At 59.8% G+C, this 16,581-nt stretch carries 14 protein-coding genes; 7 read left to right on the top strand and 7 right to left on the bottom strand.

Translation table 11 applies throughout. From position 1 onward, the window contains the following. Positions 1-2: 2 nt before the first annotated feature. The 3 genes from HJB89_RS19475 to HJB89_RS19465 form a co-directional block, all read right to left on the bottom strand. Positions 3-1,022, bottom strand: coding sequence for an ABC transporter permease (locus HJB89_RS19475; RefSeq protein WP_221150412.1), 1,020 nt, complete (start codon positions 1,020-1,022; stop codon positions 3-5). Continuing rightward, positions 1,012-2,562 (bottom strand): sugar ABC transporter ATP-binding protein, encoded by a 1,551-nt coding sequence (locus HJB89_RS19470; RefSeq protein WP_221150411.1) that lies wholly within the window; start codon positions 2,560-2,562, stop codon positions 1,012-1,014. The genes HJB89_RS19475 and HJB89_RS19470 overlap by 11 nt, the downstream gene beginning before the upstream one ends. Before the next feature lie 65 nt (positions 2,563-2,627). Continuing rightward, positions 2,628-3,641 carry a sugar ABC transporter substrate-binding protein gene (locus HJB89_RS19465; RefSeq protein WP_207585817.1) on the bottom strand — a complete coding sequence of 338 codons (1,014 nt, stop codon included), beginning with the start codon at positions 3,639-3,641 and terminating at the stop codon, positions 2,628-2,630. Positions 3,642-3,895: 254 nt separating this feature from the next. On the opposite strand from HJB89_RS19465, the gene HJB89_RS19460 reads away from it, so the two are divergent. The 5 genes from HJB89_RS19460 to HJB89_RS19440 all read left to right on the top strand — a co-directional run bounded on the left by HJB89_RS19460 (position 3,896) and on the right by HJB89_RS19440 (position 8,936). Next, complete coding sequence (locus HJB89_RS19460) at positions 3,896-4,327, top strand: antitoxin Xre-like helix-turn-helix domain-containing protein (protein ID WP_207585816.1); 432 nt, start codon at positions 3,896-3,898, stop codon at positions 4,325-4,327. Next, the gene (locus HJB89_RS19455; RefSeq protein ID WP_221116240.1) at positions 4,324-4,806 is read left to right on the top strand and encodes an RES family NAD+ phosphorylase; all 483 of its coding nucleotides are present in this window, start codon (positions 4,324-4,326) and stop codon (positions 4,804-4,806) included. Before HJB89_RS19460 ends, HJB89_RS19455 begins: the two co-directional genes overlap by 4 nt. Before the next feature lie 317 nt (positions 4,807-5,123). After that, on the top strand, positions 5,124-6,209 hold the full coding sequence (locus tag HJB89_RS19450; protein WP_207585919.1) for a polysaccharide pyruvyl transferase family protein: 1,086 nt from the start codon (positions 5,124-5,126) through the stop codon (positions 6,207-6,209). A gap of 20 nt (positions 6,210-6,229) precedes the next feature. Then, on the top strand, positions 6,230-7,756 hold the full coding sequence (locus tag HJB89_RS19445; protein ID WP_207585814.1) for a lipopolysaccharide biosynthesis protein: 1,527 nt from the start codon (positions 6,230-6,232) through the stop codon (positions 7,754-7,756). 88 nt (positions 7,757-7,844) lie between these two features. After that, entirely contained in the window at positions 7,845-8,936 is a 1,092-nt protein-coding gene (locus HJB89_RS19440; RefSeq protein WP_207585813.1) for an acyltransferase, read from the top strand. Here HJB89_RS19440 and pdxA read toward each other — a convergent pair. The 4 genes from pdxA to HJB89_RS19420 all read right to left on the bottom strand — a co-directional run bounded on the left by pdxA (position 8,905) and on the right by HJB89_RS19420 (position 13,527). Continuing rightward, positions 8,905-9,918: a 4-hydroxythreonine-4-phosphate dehydrogenase PdxA gene (gene pdxA / locus HJB89_RS19435; RefSeq protein WP_207585918.1), complete on the bottom strand. Its 1,014-nt coding sequence runs from the start codon at positions 9,916-9,918 to the stop codon at positions 8,905-8,907. The genes HJB89_RS19440 and pdxA overlap by 32 nt on opposite strands. A gap of 14 nt (positions 9,919-9,932) precedes the next feature. Next, entirely contained in the window at positions 9,933-11,066 is a 1,134-nt protein-coding gene (locus HJB89_RS19430; protein WP_207585812.1) for an iron-containing alcohol dehydrogenase, read from the bottom strand. A 356-nt stretch (positions 11,067-11,422) separates the two neighbouring features. Beyond that, complete coding sequence (locus tag HJB89_RS19425; protein ID WP_221116241.1) at positions 11,423-12,610, bottom strand: exo-alpha-sialidase; 1,188 nt, start codon at positions 12,608-12,610, stop codon at positions 11,423-11,425. An 11-nt stretch (positions 12,611-12,621) separates the two neighbouring features. Further along, the gene (locus HJB89_RS19420) at positions 12,622-13,527 is read right to left on the bottom strand and encodes a dihydrodipicolinate synthase family protein (RefSeq protein WP_207585810.1); all 906 of its coding nucleotides are present in this window, start codon (positions 13,525-13,527) and stop codon (positions 12,622-12,624) included. A gap of 326 nt (positions 13,528-13,853) precedes the next feature. On the opposite strand from HJB89_RS19420, the gene HJB89_RS19415 reads away from it, so the two are divergent. Continuing rightward, positions 13,854-15,491, top strand: a complete 1,638-nt coding sequence (locus HJB89_RS19415) for an ABC transporter substrate-binding protein (RefSeq protein ID WP_207585809.1) — start codon at positions 13,854-13,856, stop codon at positions 15,489-15,491. 131 nt (positions 15,492-15,622) lie between these two features. Beyond that, on the top strand, positions 15,623-16,579 hold the full coding sequence (locus HJB89_RS19410; RefSeq protein ID WP_207585808.1) for an ABC transporter permease: 957 nt from the start codon (positions 15,623-15,625) through the stop codon (positions 16,577-16,579). Positions 16,580-16,581: the final 2 nt, after the last annotated feature.

Raw genomic sequence — 16,581 nt, 5'->3', positions numbered from 1 at the left:
GGTCAGGCCTCCTGCCGGCGCAGCAACGTGGTCGCGGAAACGACGATGAGAATGAGCACGCCCTGGACGCCGCTGACCAGCGTGCTCGAAATGTTCAGCAGCTGGAAGCCGTTGACCAGGAAGCCGACCAAAAGGGCCGAAAGCAGCGTCCCGGTGATCGTCGGAACCAGCCGGCGCGAAAAGACCGAGCCGAGCAGGGCCGTCACGACGACGGGCAACAGCATCTCGCCGGCGCCGGTCGTGCTGCCGCTCAGATAGGAAGCCGACAGAATGCCAGCGATGCCGCCGGAGACGCCGCTGGCGACGAAGGCGCCGGCGAGCAGGCGGCGAAGCGGCAGGCCGGCCGCACGCGCTGCGTCCGGAAACTCGCCGACGGCATAAAGGCGCAGGCCGAGCGGGGTATATTGCACGATCGCTGCGGCGATCACCGTGAAACCGAGGAGCACATAGGCAAGAACCGGGATGCCGAAAGCATCCGAGGCCGAGAGCGCCGACAGGAAAGGCGTCGAGGCCGGCAGGACGGTATTGCCGGTCAGCACCAATTCCAGGCCGGCGACGACGTTCATGACGGCCAGCGTGGCCAGCAGCGGCACGATGCCGGCATAGACGACGGCAATGGCATTAACCGTGCCGATCAGCGCGCCGGTGAGGATTGCCGCGGCGATCGCTGTCGCATCGCCGTAGCCGAGCTGTGTCAGGCTCGCATAGACGGCAGCGCTGAGACCCATATTGGCAGCCAGCGAAAGGTCGATGCCGCCGGTGACGACATTGGAGCCGCCGGCAATCAGCACGATCGTCAACCCAATGGCAAGCACGCCGGAGATGGCCGATTGACCAAGCACATTGCCGATATTGCCGATGCTGAGGAAATAGGGTGCAGTCAGCGAGAAGATGATCAGGATGGCGGCGAAAGCGATCAGCGATCCGAAGCGCAACGCGGTCGCCGCAATATTGCCGGCCGGCCGGGGAGGCGGTTCAGCAGCGGAAAAACCGGAAGGCGCGAATTCCACTTCAGCCGACATGGCGATGTCCCTCGGATGATCCTGTCGATTGAGCGAGCACCGCATCCGCCGTGGTCTCCGACGAGATGAATTCCCGTGCCACGCGGCCGCGGAAGAGCACCAGGATGCGATCGGTGATGCCGATCAGTTCCGGCAGGTCCGAAGACAGCACGATGACGCCGGCGCCGCGCGACGCGAGTTCGCCGATCAGCGTATAGATCTCGACCTTGGAGCCGATATCGACTCCAACAGTCGGTTCGTCGAGGAGATAGACCTCGGAGCGGCGGCTCAGCCACTTGGCGATGGCGATCTTCTGCTGGTTGCCGCCCGAAAGCGTACGCAGCAGGGCATCGCGCCCATTGGTCTTCACCTGCAGACGCGCAATCAGAGCGTCCACTTCTTGCTGTTCGCGTCTGCGATCGAGAAAGCCGAAACGGGTGAAGCGGCCAAGGCTCGAAAGGCTGATATTTTCCGCGACGCTGAGGTCGAGCGCGACGCCGTGGCGACGCCGGTCTTCCGGCACCAGTGCGATCTGGCGGCTGGCTGCCTGTGTTGGATTGGTGAAACGGGCAACCCTGCCGCCGACCTCGATACGGCCGGGACCCGCTGTCTCCAGACCGAAGAGAGCGCGGACCAGCTCCTTTGCGCCGGAGCCGAGCAGGCCGGTAAGGCCGAGCACCTCGCCGCGGCGAAGCGTGAAACTGATGTCGCTATATTTCCCCGGCGCCGACAGCTGCTCGACCTTGAGGATGTCTTCGCCGGGCGTCACCTGCGGCTTCGGAAACATCTCCTTGATGTCGCGTTCGACCATCAGCCGCGCGATCGCGCCAGCCGAAGTGTCCCCAATCGGCAGGGAGGCGACGTCCAGCCCGTTGCGCAACACGGTGACGTGGTCGCAGAGCTCTTCGATTTCGTTCAGGTAATGCGAGATATAGATGATGGTGACGCCTTCGTCGCGCAGACGGCGGATCAACCGGAAGAGGATATCGGCCTCCCGGCGCACCAAGGCTGCCGTCGGCTCGTCGAAGACGAGCACCTTCGGCTGATTGAGGAGCGCGCGGGTGATTTGCACGATCTGCTTTTCGGCCGTCGACAATTCGCCGATCAAGGCTGCGTTCGGCAACCGGATACCGAAATAGTCATTGAGAATGTCAGACGCACGGCGCTGCATCAGTCGCCGGTCGAGGAACGGTGTGCCCGCGATGCGTGGTTCCCGGCCGAGGAACAGTGCTTCGCCGACGGTGAAGGTCGGCACCAGCAGTCGATCCTGGTGAATGAAGTGGATGCCGAGCTCTTCGGCAAGATGCGGTGTCAGCCTGTCGAATGTTTGCCCTTCGATCTCGATCCGGCCGCCATCGGGCTGGTGAAGACCGGCCAGCAGCTTAATCAGCGTCGACTTGCCGGCGCCGTTCTGGCCGACGAGACCGTGGATGGTGCCGCGCCTGACGATCAGCGACGCACCGGCAAGCGCCTGCGCACCGCCGAAATGCTTGACGATGCCTTCAAAGCGGATGATGTCGTCGCGTGCCGTCACCGGCTGTTTCAACGAAATGGCCGTCATGTCGATCTCTCCGGGCGGGAAGATTGCGAGCGATCCGGCGATGACCGGACCGCTCGTGTTCAGTGTCAGCCGATGCCGAGCTTCTTGGTGATTTCGCCGACATTGGTCTTGTTGGCGAGTAGTGCCGGAACATAGGTCTCGCGCGGCAGGGTCTGGCCGGCGAGCAGCTTGGCGACGTTGTGGATGGCGGTGCGGCCAATTTCCGCCGGCTGCTGGGCGACATCGGCGCCGGCCGGCGAATTCGGATCGGCGATGAGCTGGAGCACTTCCGGGCTGCCATCGACGCCGTAGGTGCGGATCTCGGTCCGCCCGGCGGCCGCTAGGGCCTGGGTCGCGCCAAGCTGCGGAATGTCCCAGGCCGACCAGATCGCCTTGATCGAACCCTTTTCCGGATATTTGTTGAGGATCGCCGTGATCTGCGTGAAGGCGTCCTGCACGGTATTCGGGATGACGTCGCGCAGTTCCGGCTGGAGGATTTTGACCTTCGGGAAATATTTGACGACATTGACCAGCTGGTCGTAGCGGATCGCGCAGGGGGTTACGCCGTAGAAGCCGTTGAAAACGACGATATTGCCTTCGCCGCCGATATCGGAGACGAGCTGCAGCGCCAGGTCCTTGCCGATGCCCCAGTTGTCGGAGGTAGTGTTGTTGATCGAATTGGTCGAGCCGACGTCGACGGTCAGAACAGGAATCCCGGCGTCGCGCGCCTTCTTCAGCCACGGGTCGATGACGCTGAGCGTGCCGAGGATTTGAACGATCGCATCCGGCTTCTGGGCAATCAGCGTCTGCAATTGCGACACCAGTTTGCCGTCGTTGCGCCCGGCATCGACGGCGATCGGCTCGCCGCCGAGGCGTTTTACCTCTTCGATCTGGGCATTATAGGCCTGCAGGTCGAAGAAATGATCGGTGCCGGTCGCGCTGATGGCGATGCGCTTGCCTTTCAGCGACGGTTCTTCGTCGGCTGCCAAAACCGTCTTCTGCCCGACCAGCGAAGCGCCGGCGACGGCGACCCCGGCCGCTGCGGACAGTTTCAACAGGTCTCGTCTTCCGAAGCGGCTTCCGGACTTTTCGATGCTCATTACCACTCTCTCCAATTAATTATGTCTATAGATTAACTAGATTAATGCGAATGAGGAGGAACGAATTTCCAAAAGAACGATCTTCGGGGAAAAGAGTGGAGGGAGCGAGAGCGCATCCCTGGCTGCGGTTTCCCGCGACCGGTCCGTCGACGGAATGCGGCAATCCGCTGTTCTCGAAGATAAGCGGAATGGCGCTATTGAACATCGTCTCACATGAGACTAAATATAACCTCATGTGAAAAGGATCCACGATCATGATGGGATTTGCTGCCGTTGCCGATGTTCTCGGGCTACCCTCCAGGGAGCCGGCGTCGCGCTCGGCCTTCGGCTTGCTTTCCAGCATTGAGGCGGGACTGCCGGTCAAGGCGCTTGACCGCATGGCGCTGCTTCTGGCGCCTGATGATCTCCAGTTCAAATACCGGCTCGTTCCCAAAGCCACCTATGAGCGGCGCAAGTCCAAGCATCGGCTCTCCTCCGACGAGGGCATAAGGCTCGCCCGCCTCGCGCGGGTCTGGGGGCTGGCGCTCGATGTCTGGCAGACCGAGGCCGAGGCGCGTGATTTCCTGTTTCGCCCGCATGCGATGTTGGAGGACAGGCGGCCGATCGACGTCGTCATCCAGAGCGAGATCGGCGGCGAACTCGTGCTCGATATCCTTGGAAGCCTGAAATACGGCAGCGCTGCGTGAGCGCACAGCTTCTTGACCGCACGCTGACATCCGTCCGCATCGGCGATCCCAATGGAACCTACCCGATCTTCGATGCCACAGGCTCGACCATCGCGCCGGGGCGGTGGAACGCGTCGGGCAGCCCGATCATCTATACGAGCGAGCACTATTCGACCGCGCTGCTCGAAAAGCTCGTCCATGGCAGCGGCAGGCTGCCGCCCAACCAGCACTATGTCACGATCACCATGCCGCGCGGGCTCAGCTACGAGGTCTTCTCCGAACCGGCGCTGCCGGGCTGGGACAGCATGCCGGCTGTTGTCAGCAAGGCGTTCGGCGAAAACTGGTGCCAGGAAAAGCGCAGCGCCATCCTGCTGGTGCCGAGCGTCGTCGCCCGCGTCGACCGCAACGTGCTGATCAATCCGGCCCACCCGGAATTCTCATCGCTCACGGTCAGCCTCCACCAACCCGTCTTCTGGGATCGCCGTCTGTTCGGGATGTGATGGGGCGGTCGGTCGCAATCGCGTCCTTCCGCGCCGTTACCCTTTCCAATGTCGGGGTGACGCCGTCTGCCGCCGTCGAACGCGCCAATCGAAGGCGCCGGTATAGGCGTGAGCAAAAGCGGCGACCTGCTGCCTTCGCTGCCAAGCACAACGACCTTGTCATGCTTCCGGAGCGCGCAAGGTCCGAACCTCGTCATCATTATTTACGTTAAAAGTAAGGCAAGTTTGGTGCGTAGCTATGACGCACGATAGTCCAATTGACTTCTAAACTTGGGCATGTAATTGCTGGTCGAATTTTGAAAATGCAAGTAGAATATATGTATCATCTCGGCGAAGTTGCAATACGGCGACTGCAAGAAAAGTTGATTAAATCGGTAAGGAAATTTGTTAGTAGAGGACAACCTTACATTATAATGGATTTTCCATCCAATAAAGATCCCGGCCACCACGCAAGTTGGTTGGGATTGGCAAAAGTATTGCAGGATGTGACAGGGCGCCTGCCGGTGCTTACCGGCGGATCACTTCAAAGTATTAATGAAATAAAAGACACTCCCGGCGACGCGCCAATATTCATTTGCGGGTGGGCCGACTTCGGAGATGCTCGGACCGGCAGAGATGATATTCGCTATCGCCTGGCGTGCAAATATCCGGATCGAACCATCATTCAGATGCCTCAGACAATCGATTTCGCTAACGAGGCACTGATGGAGTACGCGAAGCGTACGATTGGGAGGCATCGCAATTTTTTCTTTATGACGCGCGATGAGCAAAGTTTCGATCTGGCAAAGGCGAACTTCGATTGCGATGTCGAAGCTGGGCCGGACACGGCATTCGGTATCGGGCTGCTTAAACCATTCGAAGCTGATCCTCTCAGGGTATTATACGTCATGCAGCCTTTTGGAGAGGACGACGTTGATCTAGCTGAAGCCCGAGCGATCGTTGACGGACCCCTTACCAATTGGATCAGCGGTCCGGATAGTTTGTCGCGCTTGCGCAAGTCGAGTGTCGTCAAGGCCGCAATGCGGCGTGGCTTCAGCCGTTCCGAGATGGTGGCCCAACATCATGAGGATGTCGCTGCTCGGTATGTCGATTATGGCGTGAAGATGCTGTCCGGCGCGCAACGGATAATCACCAACCGTTTACATGGTCATGCTCTCTGTCTTTTGATCAATAAGCCGCATGTCGCGGTTGCGAGAAACGGAAGCAAACTGCACGACTTCATCAGTAGCTGGACTGGCGACACTCTCCTGGTGGAAAAGGCGGCAAATGCCAGTGAGCTTTTGGCGGCAATGTCCCGCCTTCCGTATGAGATGAACGGTGCTTGGTACAAGTCAAGTCGACCGATAGATCTGCGTCCCGGTCTTCCCGCCCCGGATCTCGTCCCTCAACCCTCTATAGTTTGATTGCCCGTAGGAGCTCAGTTTTGTCGCTTGCACGAGACGATGATATTCTATTCAGCCATGTCAGTAAGAACCGATCCGCCGCAGCCGTAACGGGTGCCTTCTGGTCGGCGATGAGTACGCTTATTCCGACAGTCCTCACCTTCGCGGTTTTCGTGGTGACGTCTCGCGTTCTCCAACCGCAGGATTTCGGTCTTGTCGCCTTGGCATTCAGTATCGTGTCGTTTGCAGGCAGTTTTGGACCGACTGCGTTTGGTGAAGCAATCATACAGAGAGCCGAAATAAGGCGTAGCCATCTCGATACCATATTCCTACTTTCCCTCGTCTTTTCATTTTTGGTCTACGGAGTTTTGTGTTTAGCCGCGTCGCCAATCGCGGCATACGTGGGGCATAAGGAAGTCACGTACCTTATTTACATCATAGGGCTGAAGGTCTTCTTCGATTTCACGGCCATCGTTCCGAATGCGATTGTCAATAGAAAGATGTCATTCCATCTGGTGGCCGTCCGTACCGTCATCGCCACGATCACGTCTGCTTGCATTTGCCTTATATTGGTTCTCGCGGGCTTCGGCTTGTGGGCGCTGGCGATTGCACAGATCGCGGCCACGGCGGCATCATGCGGCGCTGCCTTCTGGGGTGCGGGGTGGTCGCCTGGACTGCACTTGAAGAGAGCAAGCCTGAACGACCTTCTTCACTATGGCTTTTTTGCTTCTGGCACTCGGTTCTTACAGACCATGAGCTTGGACAACTTGATCATCGGCGTGCTCTTGAGCCCATCGGCACTCGGTATCTATAACTTTTCGAAGCGTTTGTTTGATATGATCAACAACGTTATCGCCGGGGGCTTAACATCCGTCACGCACGTGTTGCTTTCCTCATTGCGAAGCGATCCGAAGAAAGTTCGAGAAGCATTCCTGATGGCAACCTTCGGCTGCTCTCTGGTGTCGTACCCGGTGTTCATTGGCCTTGCCGCAGTTGCCGGTGATGCGATCACCACTATTTTCGGCGCACATTGGATCGAGGCCGTTTGGCCAGTCCGGTTCTACTGCGTCATCGGGTTGATGGCTGGGATCGGCTACGTGCAGGCATCCTTGATAAAGAGCCAAGGGGAGATGGATTGGTGGTTTTACTACCAGCTGGCGCGAAATCTCCTCACGCTCCTGACCATCGCAATTCTTTATCCCTATGGCGTCACAACAATTGTTTTCGCCATTATGGTCGAAGTTCTGTTGTTTTGGCCGATCACCAGTTGGAAGGTTTCGCGGCATATAGAGCTGAGCGTCGGGGCCTATCTGATGCAATTCCTTCGGCCAAGCCTGGCTTGTGCGGGAATGGTTGCCGTCGTTTTGCTCCTGCACGAATCGCTGATTCATTGGTCGCCTTATCCACGGTTGGCCGTGGAAATCGTTGCAGGCGGGATTGCGTACTGCTGCCTGATATTTGCCCTTTGCAGGGCTCGTTTGAATGTCTTGATCGGCAGTATAAAGCAGGTACGGCAGCGCAAGACCAATAGGGACGCAATTGTCGACCCTATCGCCCATCAATCGTGATATCTCGGCTCCTCCGCAGCGACCGTACTGCGGAGGAGCCGACCGCTGTGCACGCCCCTCAGATAAAGTGTCATAGGATATCGATAAGATGACCAGTCTCGACCGCGGTTATGCGCCACCGGTGATTGACAACGGAGGAGTCTCGATTACCGACCGCAGCCGTTACTATTCTCTCGATGCAATGCGCGGGTTTGCCGCAATTTGCGTTGTGGCTACACATTTCCAAGAGAGATATGCCCCCTCCGCTTATCTGGCAGTCGACTTTTTCTTCGTTCTCAGCGGATTTATTATCGCGGACATTTACGGAAAAAGGCTTTCGCGCGGTCTGCCATTCCAGGCGTTTATGACGGCACGAATCAAACGTCTTTATCCGCTCTATCTGATCGGAATTTTAGTCGGTCTCGTACAGATCATTCTGCTGACAAGCTGGGGGCTGAGAGGCCAAAGTGTCGTTGACCTGCTGGTGTCGACAGTTGCTAACGGGGCTTTTCTGCCCAGCCCGATGTATTTCCTTCAAGCCAACCCAATGCAGGGGATGTTTCCAATCAATGGCCCGGCATGGTCGATGTTCTGGGAACTGTTGGTGAACATACTCTTTGCATGTTGGCTTTTTCGGCTCTCTATCCGCGCCCTTTGTCTCGTTGCCTTGGTCTCGGCTGCATTATTGGTTTGTGTCGGTCTTAAGTACGGTATGTTGAATATCGGCTGGGAGTGGCCTTCCGCGATAGGTGGACTCCCACGAGTAATGTTTTCATTTACTGCAGGGGTCGTGATCAGCCGTCTATTCGGTGGTATGCCCGCCTGGAGGAAGGGTTGGACCGCCTTAGTGCCATGCCTGCTTCTGATGATCTGCATCGCAGCGCCGGTTCCGTCCGTGCTGCGGCCTTATTACGATTTGATGTTCGCGATGGCTTTGGCGCCGCTCATCGTGATGCTTGGCCTCTTTTTGGAGATGCCTGCAAAATTAGAGGCGTTGGCGACGTGGATCGGGTATATCTCCTACCCCGTCTACATCTTGCACCGAGGTGTGATCGGTGTTTTCAAGCCAGTTGCCGGGTCGATCGGGGTGAATGGCCCTCTCGCCTTCTTCGTGCTTCTCAGCGCAGTCGTATGTTTTGCTTATGTAACCGCTCGTTTCCTAGACAAAACTATGGCTGTACGGACCCGCCGAGCTCAATAACATCCCGCCGCGGCGAGCGCGCCATCAGCCGGGCATAGGCGATGGCCGAGAGCATGTTGACGTGGTTGGCCTTGCCGGTGCCGGCAATGTCGAAGGCGGTGCCGTGGTCGACCGAGACGCGGTCGATCGGCAGGCCGAGCGAGACGTTGACCGCCGTCTCGAAGGCGACGAGCTTGATCGGGATGTGGCCCTGGTCGTGATATTGGGCGATGACCAGATCGAAGGCGCCGTTATAGGCGCGGGCGAACACCGTGTCGGCGGAGATCGGGCCGACGACGTCGATGCCCTTCGCCTGCGCCTGCTCGACGGCGGGCGCCAGGAATTCCGTGTCCTCAGTGCCGAACAGGCCATTTTCGCCGCAATGCGGATTGAGGCCGGCAACGGCGATGCGCGCCTTCTTGCCAAGCCTCAGGAAATGCTTATGGCCTGCTTCGATAGTGGCGAGCACCCGCTCGGTCTTGGCGCGTTCGATCGCGCCTTTCAGCGAGATGTGGGTGGAGACGTGGATGGTGTTCAGCCGCTCGGAGGCAAGCAGCATGAAGGAACTCTTCGAGCCCGTGAGGTGGGCGAGAAGCCCGGTATGGCCGTCATGGTGATGGCCGGCAAGGTTCATCGCTTCCTTGTTGATCGGCGCGGTGACGATGACATCGGCTTCACCAGACATCGCAAGATCGACCGCGCGGGTGATATAGCGCACCGAGGCATCGCCGGCGACCGGGCTGACCTTGCCGATCTCGGGCAGGGCCGCGCCGAGCGCAACCTCATCTACGGCGATCCTGTCGTCACCGGGGCGATCGGCGGGCCCGAACCGCAGACCGGTGCCGGTGACGCGGTCGGCGCGCTCCAGCGCTTCGACATTGCCGACGATGACGAAATCGCGGCGCTCTTCGCTCGGAAGGGCCGCCAAGGCCTTGACGATCACCTCAGGGCCGACACCGGCCGGATCGCCGAGCGTCACGGCGACTTTCGCATTCCTGTCCATCATAAAAGTCCCTTCTACAACGCGGCTGCGTAAATCGAGCGGATGTCGGCACGTGTGAGATCGCGCGGATTATTGTCGAGCAGACGGCGAATGGCAAAGGCATCGTCGGCCATGGCGTCGAGATCGCTTTCCGGCACGCCGAGGCCGGAGAGCTTCATCTCGATACCGAGTTCGGCGCAGAAAGCGTAAGCCGCATCGAAGACGGATGCGATGGTTTCCGAGGTTTGACGTCCGAGAGCCGCCATCACCGTCTTGGTCTTTTCCGGGGCGGCCAGCGTGTTGAAGGCAAGCACATGCGGAAAGATCAGCGCGTTCGCCGCGCCATGGGCAACATGCCAGCGCGTGCCGAGGGGATAGGCAAGCGCATGGCCGCCGGCAGTGTTGACCGGGCCAAGGCAGAAACCGCCGTACAGCGAGGCGAGCGACAGGCCGGCGCGCGCCTCGCCGTCGTTACCATCCTTGACGGCACGGGCGAGATATTTGCCGACCAGCCGCGTTCCCTCGATCGCATAGATATCGACCATCGGATGGGCCTTGCGATTGGTGAAAGCCTCGACGCAATGGGCCATCGCGTCGATGCCGGTAGCGGCTGTCGTGCGGGCCGGCACGCTGAAGGTCAGGGCCGGATCGATGACGGCGATGTCGGCCAGCATATGCAGGCTTTCGACGGCAAGCTTCGCCATAGTGGCCGGATCGGTGACCAGCGCGCGGATGCCGGCCTCGCTGCCGGTGCCCGAGGTGGTCGGTACCTGGGCGAGTGCTGCCTTACGCGGCCCATGCACCTTGTTGGGGCCGACGACGTCATGCAGCGTCTGCGCGGAGCCGGCAAGAACGGCGGCAAGTTTTGCCAGGTCCATGGCGCTGCCGCCACCGAAGCCGACGATCAGTTCGGCGTTGGCGCCGTTGGCCGCGGCCAGGACTTTTTCGAGATTGGCCGTGTCCGGCTCGGGCGTCACTTCAGCAAAGACCGTCACTTCGCCCTTCAGCTCCAGCACGTCGATGCGCGAGGCATTGAAGGCATCGGAGATGACAAGCATGCGCCGATAGCCCTTTTCGGCAGCCCATTTGCCGAGCTTTCCCGCCGTGCCGATGCCGAATTCGATCAGGTGCGGCCGAACGATCGTGATTGGCGAATCCAAGCTGGCCATGAACCAGTCCTCCCTGCAAAGACCTTGCGGCGATGTCGTCTGTCTTTAATGTAAAGTTGTAAGATTAATGTCAAGCCAGCATTCCCAGGTGAGTAAATTTTTATCGCTGAACATGGCGTCAAATGCGGTTCAAACTGACGTCGGCGCGTCAATATCTTATTGAATATCAGATTGTTACGGTAAATTGTTCGATGAACTGGCATTCGAACATGAAGGATGGGCCGCCATTTGCGTCGGTGCCGAACAGCGCGGAGATGTTGTCACATTCTCTCGCGATGCCGATCAACGCCAGTTCCAGCCTGCATGCTTTCGCGCTCGACCGGACACAGATTTACAATTTTCGGCCGCCGGCTCGCTTACGGCAGGGATTGCGGGGCAAGCCGCACATATTTGATGGCGCGCCGGTAGTAGGTGTAGGCCACATGGAGCGTGCCGTCGCTGCCCTGGATGATCGAGGGGTAGGAGAATTCGCGGTTCAGCGAGTCCTTCGAATTGTTGCTGAGGCAGAAGCCGTCGCCGGTATCGAGATCGATGCGATGCGGAAAACTTCTGCCGCCATCCCTCGATATCGCGAAGCTGAGCGGCGCACGCGGAACACCCCAGACCGCCTTGCGGCCGATATCGGCGGCGACCATAGTGGCCTCTTTGGGCTCGTCGCCTTCGATTTCGTCATAGAGGGACTGACGCCGCGCGTCCGACATGCCGGCATTCGAATGGTTGTAAACCATTGCGATCGCTCCATCATTCAGCATGGTAGCCTGGATCGAGGAGTTGTTGTTCGGCAGTTCGGTGGGCTCGGGCACGCTCCAGGTTTCGCCGCCGTCGGTCGATCTGCTGGAAAGAACGCTCTCGGCGAAGCGGTTGCGGTAGAAGGCGACCATCTCGTCGCCGCCGAGCGGCAGGATGTTCATGTGCACGGCGCCGATACTGTCTGGAATATCGCGCATCTGCCAGCTGGCGCCGCCGTCTCGTGAGATCAGCACCGCCGCCGTATCGGCGTCGCCACTCCAGCGCTGGCCGTTGAGGCCGACGCAGCGGAAAACCGGAAGCAGCCAGTCGCCCCGGTCGTTGACGACGATCTGCTGGCGAACGAAGGTGCCGGGACTGTCGCAGAGGATGCGAACCGGGCCGAAGCTTTTACCGCCATCCCCCGATATCCGGCATTTGACAACAGAGCCATCCTGATTGCCGGAGGTCTGTGAGGTGTAGAGCAGCCATGTTTTCCCGTCCGGAGCGTTGAAAATCAACGGATTTTGCTCGGATTTCTCTGGGTCGTCGCTCATCTTCTCCGGCTTGGACCAGCGCTGGGAGCCCGGTGCCAGCCGCGACATGTAAATCGAAATATCACCCATGCCCTCCATCGTGCCGCCGAACCAGACGCAGGTCAGCGTGCCGTCCGGCAGAAAGGCGAGATTGGCCGCATGGTTCTGGATGCAAGGGGAGGGCAGATAGGCATCAGCCCGGCCCTGAATGGAGGGGTGCGGGGTGATAAGCCCAGTCATCAGGGCGGGCACGGCTTCCGAAGGCAGGCCGGTAAAACTCATAGCGGATCTCCTCAAGGCAGCTTGGCGTAGCTTTCGGCGAGCGCGGCATAATCCGCCTCGCTCAGCGGCATCAACGGCGCGCGTGTGCGCTTCCAAGCGGGATTGCCGGTCTTTAACCCCACCATTGCCTTGATGGTCGGGATCTGAACGTAGGAATTGGAAAGCGTGCGATAGGCGTTGATGCGCGCCTGCGCTGCCTCGACATCGGCGGCGCGGGCTTCGTCATGAACATGGTCGTAGACGGTGCGCAGCGAATCCGCCACGAGATTGGAGGTTGCGGTGATGCAGCCCGCACCGCCAGCCTTCAGCAGCGGCAGCAGCAGCGGATCGGCGCCGGCCAGCACCGAAAAGCCGGGATGGGCGGCAATTATCGCCTGCATGTTGTTGAAATCACCGGCAGATTCCTTGATGCCGACAATCGTTTCCGGGAAGGCCGCAATCAGCCGGCCGATCAGCGGAATGGAGAGCGGAACGCCAGAAACCTGCGGAATGTGATAGAGGATCACCCGCAGACGCGTATCGGCGACCTTTTCCAGCACCTGCGAATAGGCGGCGAAGAGGCCGTCGTCGGAGACGCCCTTGTAATAGAAGGGCGGCAGCATCACCACCTTGGTGACGCCGAGCGAAAGCGCGTGCCGGGTCAGTTCGACGGTCTCCGGAATGGCGACGACGCCGGTGCCCGGCAAAAGCCTGTCGGCCGGAATGCCGGCCTTTAGCGCCGCTTCCAGAATGGCGCGGCGCTCGGCTGCGGAGAAGGAATTGGCCTCGCCTGTCGTGCCGAGCAGGGCCACGCCATGACATCCCTCGGCCAGCAGCTGCCGGCAATGGTCGGTGAAAAGCGCGAGGTCCGGCGTATTGTCCGCAGTCAGCGGCGTTGCGGCGGCGCTGAAAACGCCTGTAATCCTGTGATGGCTCATTTCGCCCTCCTCGGTGCGTCCCGTCCTGCCGGTGCGTGTTCGAACCGGCCGGCTGCACATTCCATTGTCATTCGTCTGTCGCGATGGATTGCGGAAAACTTTTCCATTGCGGCCCTTTTGTCAAGCAGACAAAATGCATTCCTTCGAGACGTAAAATTTAACTAATTGTTATTGCATGGGTATTTGTCATTGGAAATTTTGTTGGAATGGAAAATGCGATTTTTTGTTGACATATTTACAATAACGAGAGAACGATACGGGACGGATTGTGCTGCGCCTGGCAAGGGGCAGGGAGAGCGCTGCCGAATTCACCTGGGAGGAATGCCATGTCTTTAGATCAATCGGATAAAACCAATATATCGCGTCGCAACGCGCTGAAGCTCGGTCTTGCGGCCGGCGTCGGCCTCACCGTGTTCGGGATGAATGCCCGCATCGTAACGGCCGACGAGGGCCAGGTCCTCAAGGTCGCACATCCGGCCTTCGATCAGGATTGGTCGCCGCTGCGCGGCGGCGGCAGGACGTTCCGCTGGAATTCGATCTGGTGGGCCTCGCCGATGTATTTCGACAGCCAAGGCAAAATCAAGCCTTACGTCTTCACCAGTTGGGAATCGGCCGACAACGCCGTCTGGACTTTCAAGATCGACCCCAAGGCCGTTTTCTCCGACGGCAGCAAGATCACCTCGGCCGACGTCAAGGGATCGTGGGAAGTCGCCTCGATGCCGAACACCAAGAGCCAGCGCGCCGACCAGGTGCTGAGCAAGGTCAAGGGTTACGCCGAGATCGCTGCCGGCTCCGGCAAAGAGCTGACGGGTGTCGCGACACCCGACGAGGGGACGGTCGTCGTGACGCTGACGGCAGCCGATCCGATCTTCTTCATGCGCCTGGCAAACCACATCGCGCCGATCACCAAGGCCTCGCAGTCGCGCGGCAGCGACGGCGAGGAGATCATCGACTGGTACAAGCCTGACAGCAAGCCGGCCTTCTCCGGCCCCTTCAAGCTGACGAGCATCGATATCGACGCCGGCAAGCTCACCTTCGAGCCGAACGAGAACTTCTTCGGCCCGAAGCCGAAGCTCGCGCGCATCGAGGTCACCTCGATCGAGGACAATGTGACGGCGACATCGCTGATCAAATCCGGCGAGTTCAACGCACATACGGAACTCGTCACTTCAACGATCATCCAGGATCTCGGCCCCGAATTCTCCGCCGGCCCGCTGATCCCGACCAGCCAGCACTTCTGGTTCAATATCTCCCGCGCGCCGATGGACGATCCGAAGGTCCGCCAGGCGCTGATCATGGCGATCGATCGCGACGGCCTGTTCAAGGCGTCCTATCCGGACGGGCCGCACAAGAAGGCCGACCAGATCCTCAACTCGGTTCCGGGCGCCGAAGATTCCGGCTTCGAGCCCTTTCCCTTTGATCCGGCAGCCGCAAAGAAGCTGCTCGCCGAATCGAGCTATGGCGGACCTGAGCGCCTGCCGAAGATCATGTTCGTCGGCATCTCGGCGCCGGCCATTCAGGCCGCCGCCCAGTTCATCGCCGAGCAATGGCGCCAGAACCTCGGCATCACCGCCGTCGACATGAAGCCGCAGCAGGATGCTTATGCCGGCCCGGACCAGAACTCGGTCCAAATCTTCCGCGACGATGTCGGCACCCGCGTTCCCGATGCCGTTTCCTATTTGGCAGGCTGCATCGCCTCGACCTCGTCGAATGCGCAGAACAAGCTCGGCGGATACAAGAACGACAAGGTCGACAGCGCCCTTACTGAGGCGACGACCAAGGCTGCGGACGATCCGCAGCGCATCGCTCTTGCCCAGGAAGCCCAGAAGGCGTTCCGCGACGATTGGGCCTTCATTCCGTGGTATTCTCAGGCGATGTCGCGCTGGGCCACCAAGGAGGTCAAGGGCCTGGACAAGAACCTCGACTGGCAGATCGTCGAACCCTGGAACATTTCCATCGGTTGATCCGGAACAATCGTTCCTGGCGATAAACGCGCGAAGGCCGCAAGGTCTTCGCGCAAATTTCAAGAAGAGATGCGATCTGTCGGGCTTCTGCGAAGGACAAGAACGCATCGAACAACTGACGGGAGGTGGCCATGCTGCGCTACGTGCTAACCCGGTTTGCCATCTGGATTCCCTCCGTTCTGGTGGTGATGCTGGCCGTCTACGCGCTGGCCTTCTACGGCGCCGGCGATCCGATCAAGCTGATCTTCCTGCGCGCACCGGGCGACGTCGCTTATAATCCGCAGCGCATCGAAGCCATCCGCGAAAGTGCTGGCCTTAACAGACCCTTCATCGAGCAGTTCGGCCTTTACATCTGGAACCTGCTGCACGGCCAATTCGGCAACTCGCTGACGTCGGGCCGCGCCGTCTGGGCAATGGTCTCAGCGGCCGCTCCCGTCTCCTTCCAGCTCGCCCTCTGTTCCGTCATCCTGACGACCGTCGTTGCGATCCCGCTCGGCATGATCGCGGCGCTGAACCAGAATTCGCGCCTCGACTATACCATTCTTGGCTCCGCGCTCTTCCTCTGGGCGATCCCGGCCTATGTCGCCGGGCCGCTGCTGATGGTCGGCCTCATCGTGCTGCTGCCGGGCGCGAGCGTGCCCTATGGCTGGGGCGGCATTTTCGATGTCCGTATCCTACTGCCGCTGCTCGTGCTTTCCTTCCAGCCGATCGCGCTCATCGTGCGCCAGACCCGGGCTGCCGTCATCGAGGTGCTGTCGGAGGATTTCGTCCGGACCGCGCGGGCCAAGGGCGTGCCCGAGATCATCGTGGCGCTGCGCCATATCCTGCGGCCGGTACTGACGCCTGTGGTGACGCAGCTCGGCCTGATCATGATCACCATCGTCAACGGCGCGATCTTCGTCGAACTGGTCTTCGGCCTGCCGGGGCTCGGACGCCTGACGGTGCAGGCGCTGATCAATTCCGACTATCCGGTGATCCTGGCGATCACGCTGATCGGATCGTTCCTGGTGATGGTGTCGAACCTCTTGGTGGATGTGCTCTATCCGCTGCTTGACCCGCGCGCCAATGATGCAAGAAGGAGCCGCTGACC

The sequence above is a fragment of the Rhizobium sp. NZLR8 genome (assembly GCF_019685025.1).
In the GTDB taxonomy this organism is placed as follows: Bacteria; Pseudomonadota; Alphaproteobacteria; order Rhizobiales; family Rhizobiaceae; genus Rhizobium.
The sequence above is the reverse complement of the archived record's forward strand: the minus strand, read 5'-3'. Positions and strand labels throughout refer to the sequence as shown.

Excerpts from the sequence above, each read along its gene's own strand:
- HJB89_RS19420 (WP_207585810.1), bottom strand. The coding sequence starts at position 13,527 with ATGAGCCATCACAGGATTACAGGCGTTTTCAGCGCCGCCGCAACGCCG.
- HJB89_RS19450 (WP_207585919.1), top strand. The coding sequence starts at position 5,124 with ATGTATCATCTCGGCGAAGTTGCAATACGGCGACTGCAAGAAAAGTTG.
- HJB89_RS19440 (WP_207585813.1), top strand. The coding sequence starts at position 7,845 with ATGACCAGTCTCGACCGCGGTTATGCGCCACCGGTGATTGACAACGGA.
- HJB89_RS19410 (WP_207585808.1), top strand. The coding sequence starts at position 15,623 with ATGCTGCGCTACGTGCTAACCCGGTTTGCCATCTGGATTCCCTCCGTT.
- HJB89_RS19460 (WP_207585816.1), top strand. The coding sequence starts at position 3,896 with ATGATGGGATTTGCTGCCGTTGCCGATGTTCTCGGGCTACCCTCCAGG.
- HJB89_RS19475 (WP_221150412.1), bottom strand. The coding sequence starts at position 1,022 with ATGTCGGCTGAAGTGGAATTCGCGCCTTCCGGTTTTTCCGCTGCTGAA.
- HJB89_RS19470 (WP_221150411.1), bottom strand. The coding sequence starts at position 2,562 with ATGACGGCCATTTCGTTGAAACAGCCGGTGACGGCACGCGACGACATC.
- HJB89_RS19425 (WP_221116241.1), bottom strand. The coding sequence starts at position 12,610 with ATGAGTTTTACCGGCCTGCCTTCGGAAGCCGTGCCCGCCCTGATGACT.
- pdxA (WP_207585918.1), bottom strand. The coding sequence starts at position 9,918 with ATGGACAGGAATGCGAAAGTCGCCGTGACGCTCGGCGATCCGGCCGGT.
- HJB89_RS19430 (WP_207585812.1), bottom strand. The coding sequence starts at position 11,066 with ATGGCCAGCTTGGATTCGCCAATCACGATCGTTCGGCCGCACCTGATC.
- HJB89_RS19415 (WP_207585809.1), top strand. The coding sequence starts at position 13,854 with ATGTCTTTAGATCAATCGGATAAAACCAATATATCGCGTCGCAACGCG.
- HJB89_RS19465 (WP_207585817.1), bottom strand. The coding sequence starts at position 3,641 with ATGAGCATCGAAAAGTCCGGAAGCCGCTTCGGAAGACGAGACCTGTTG.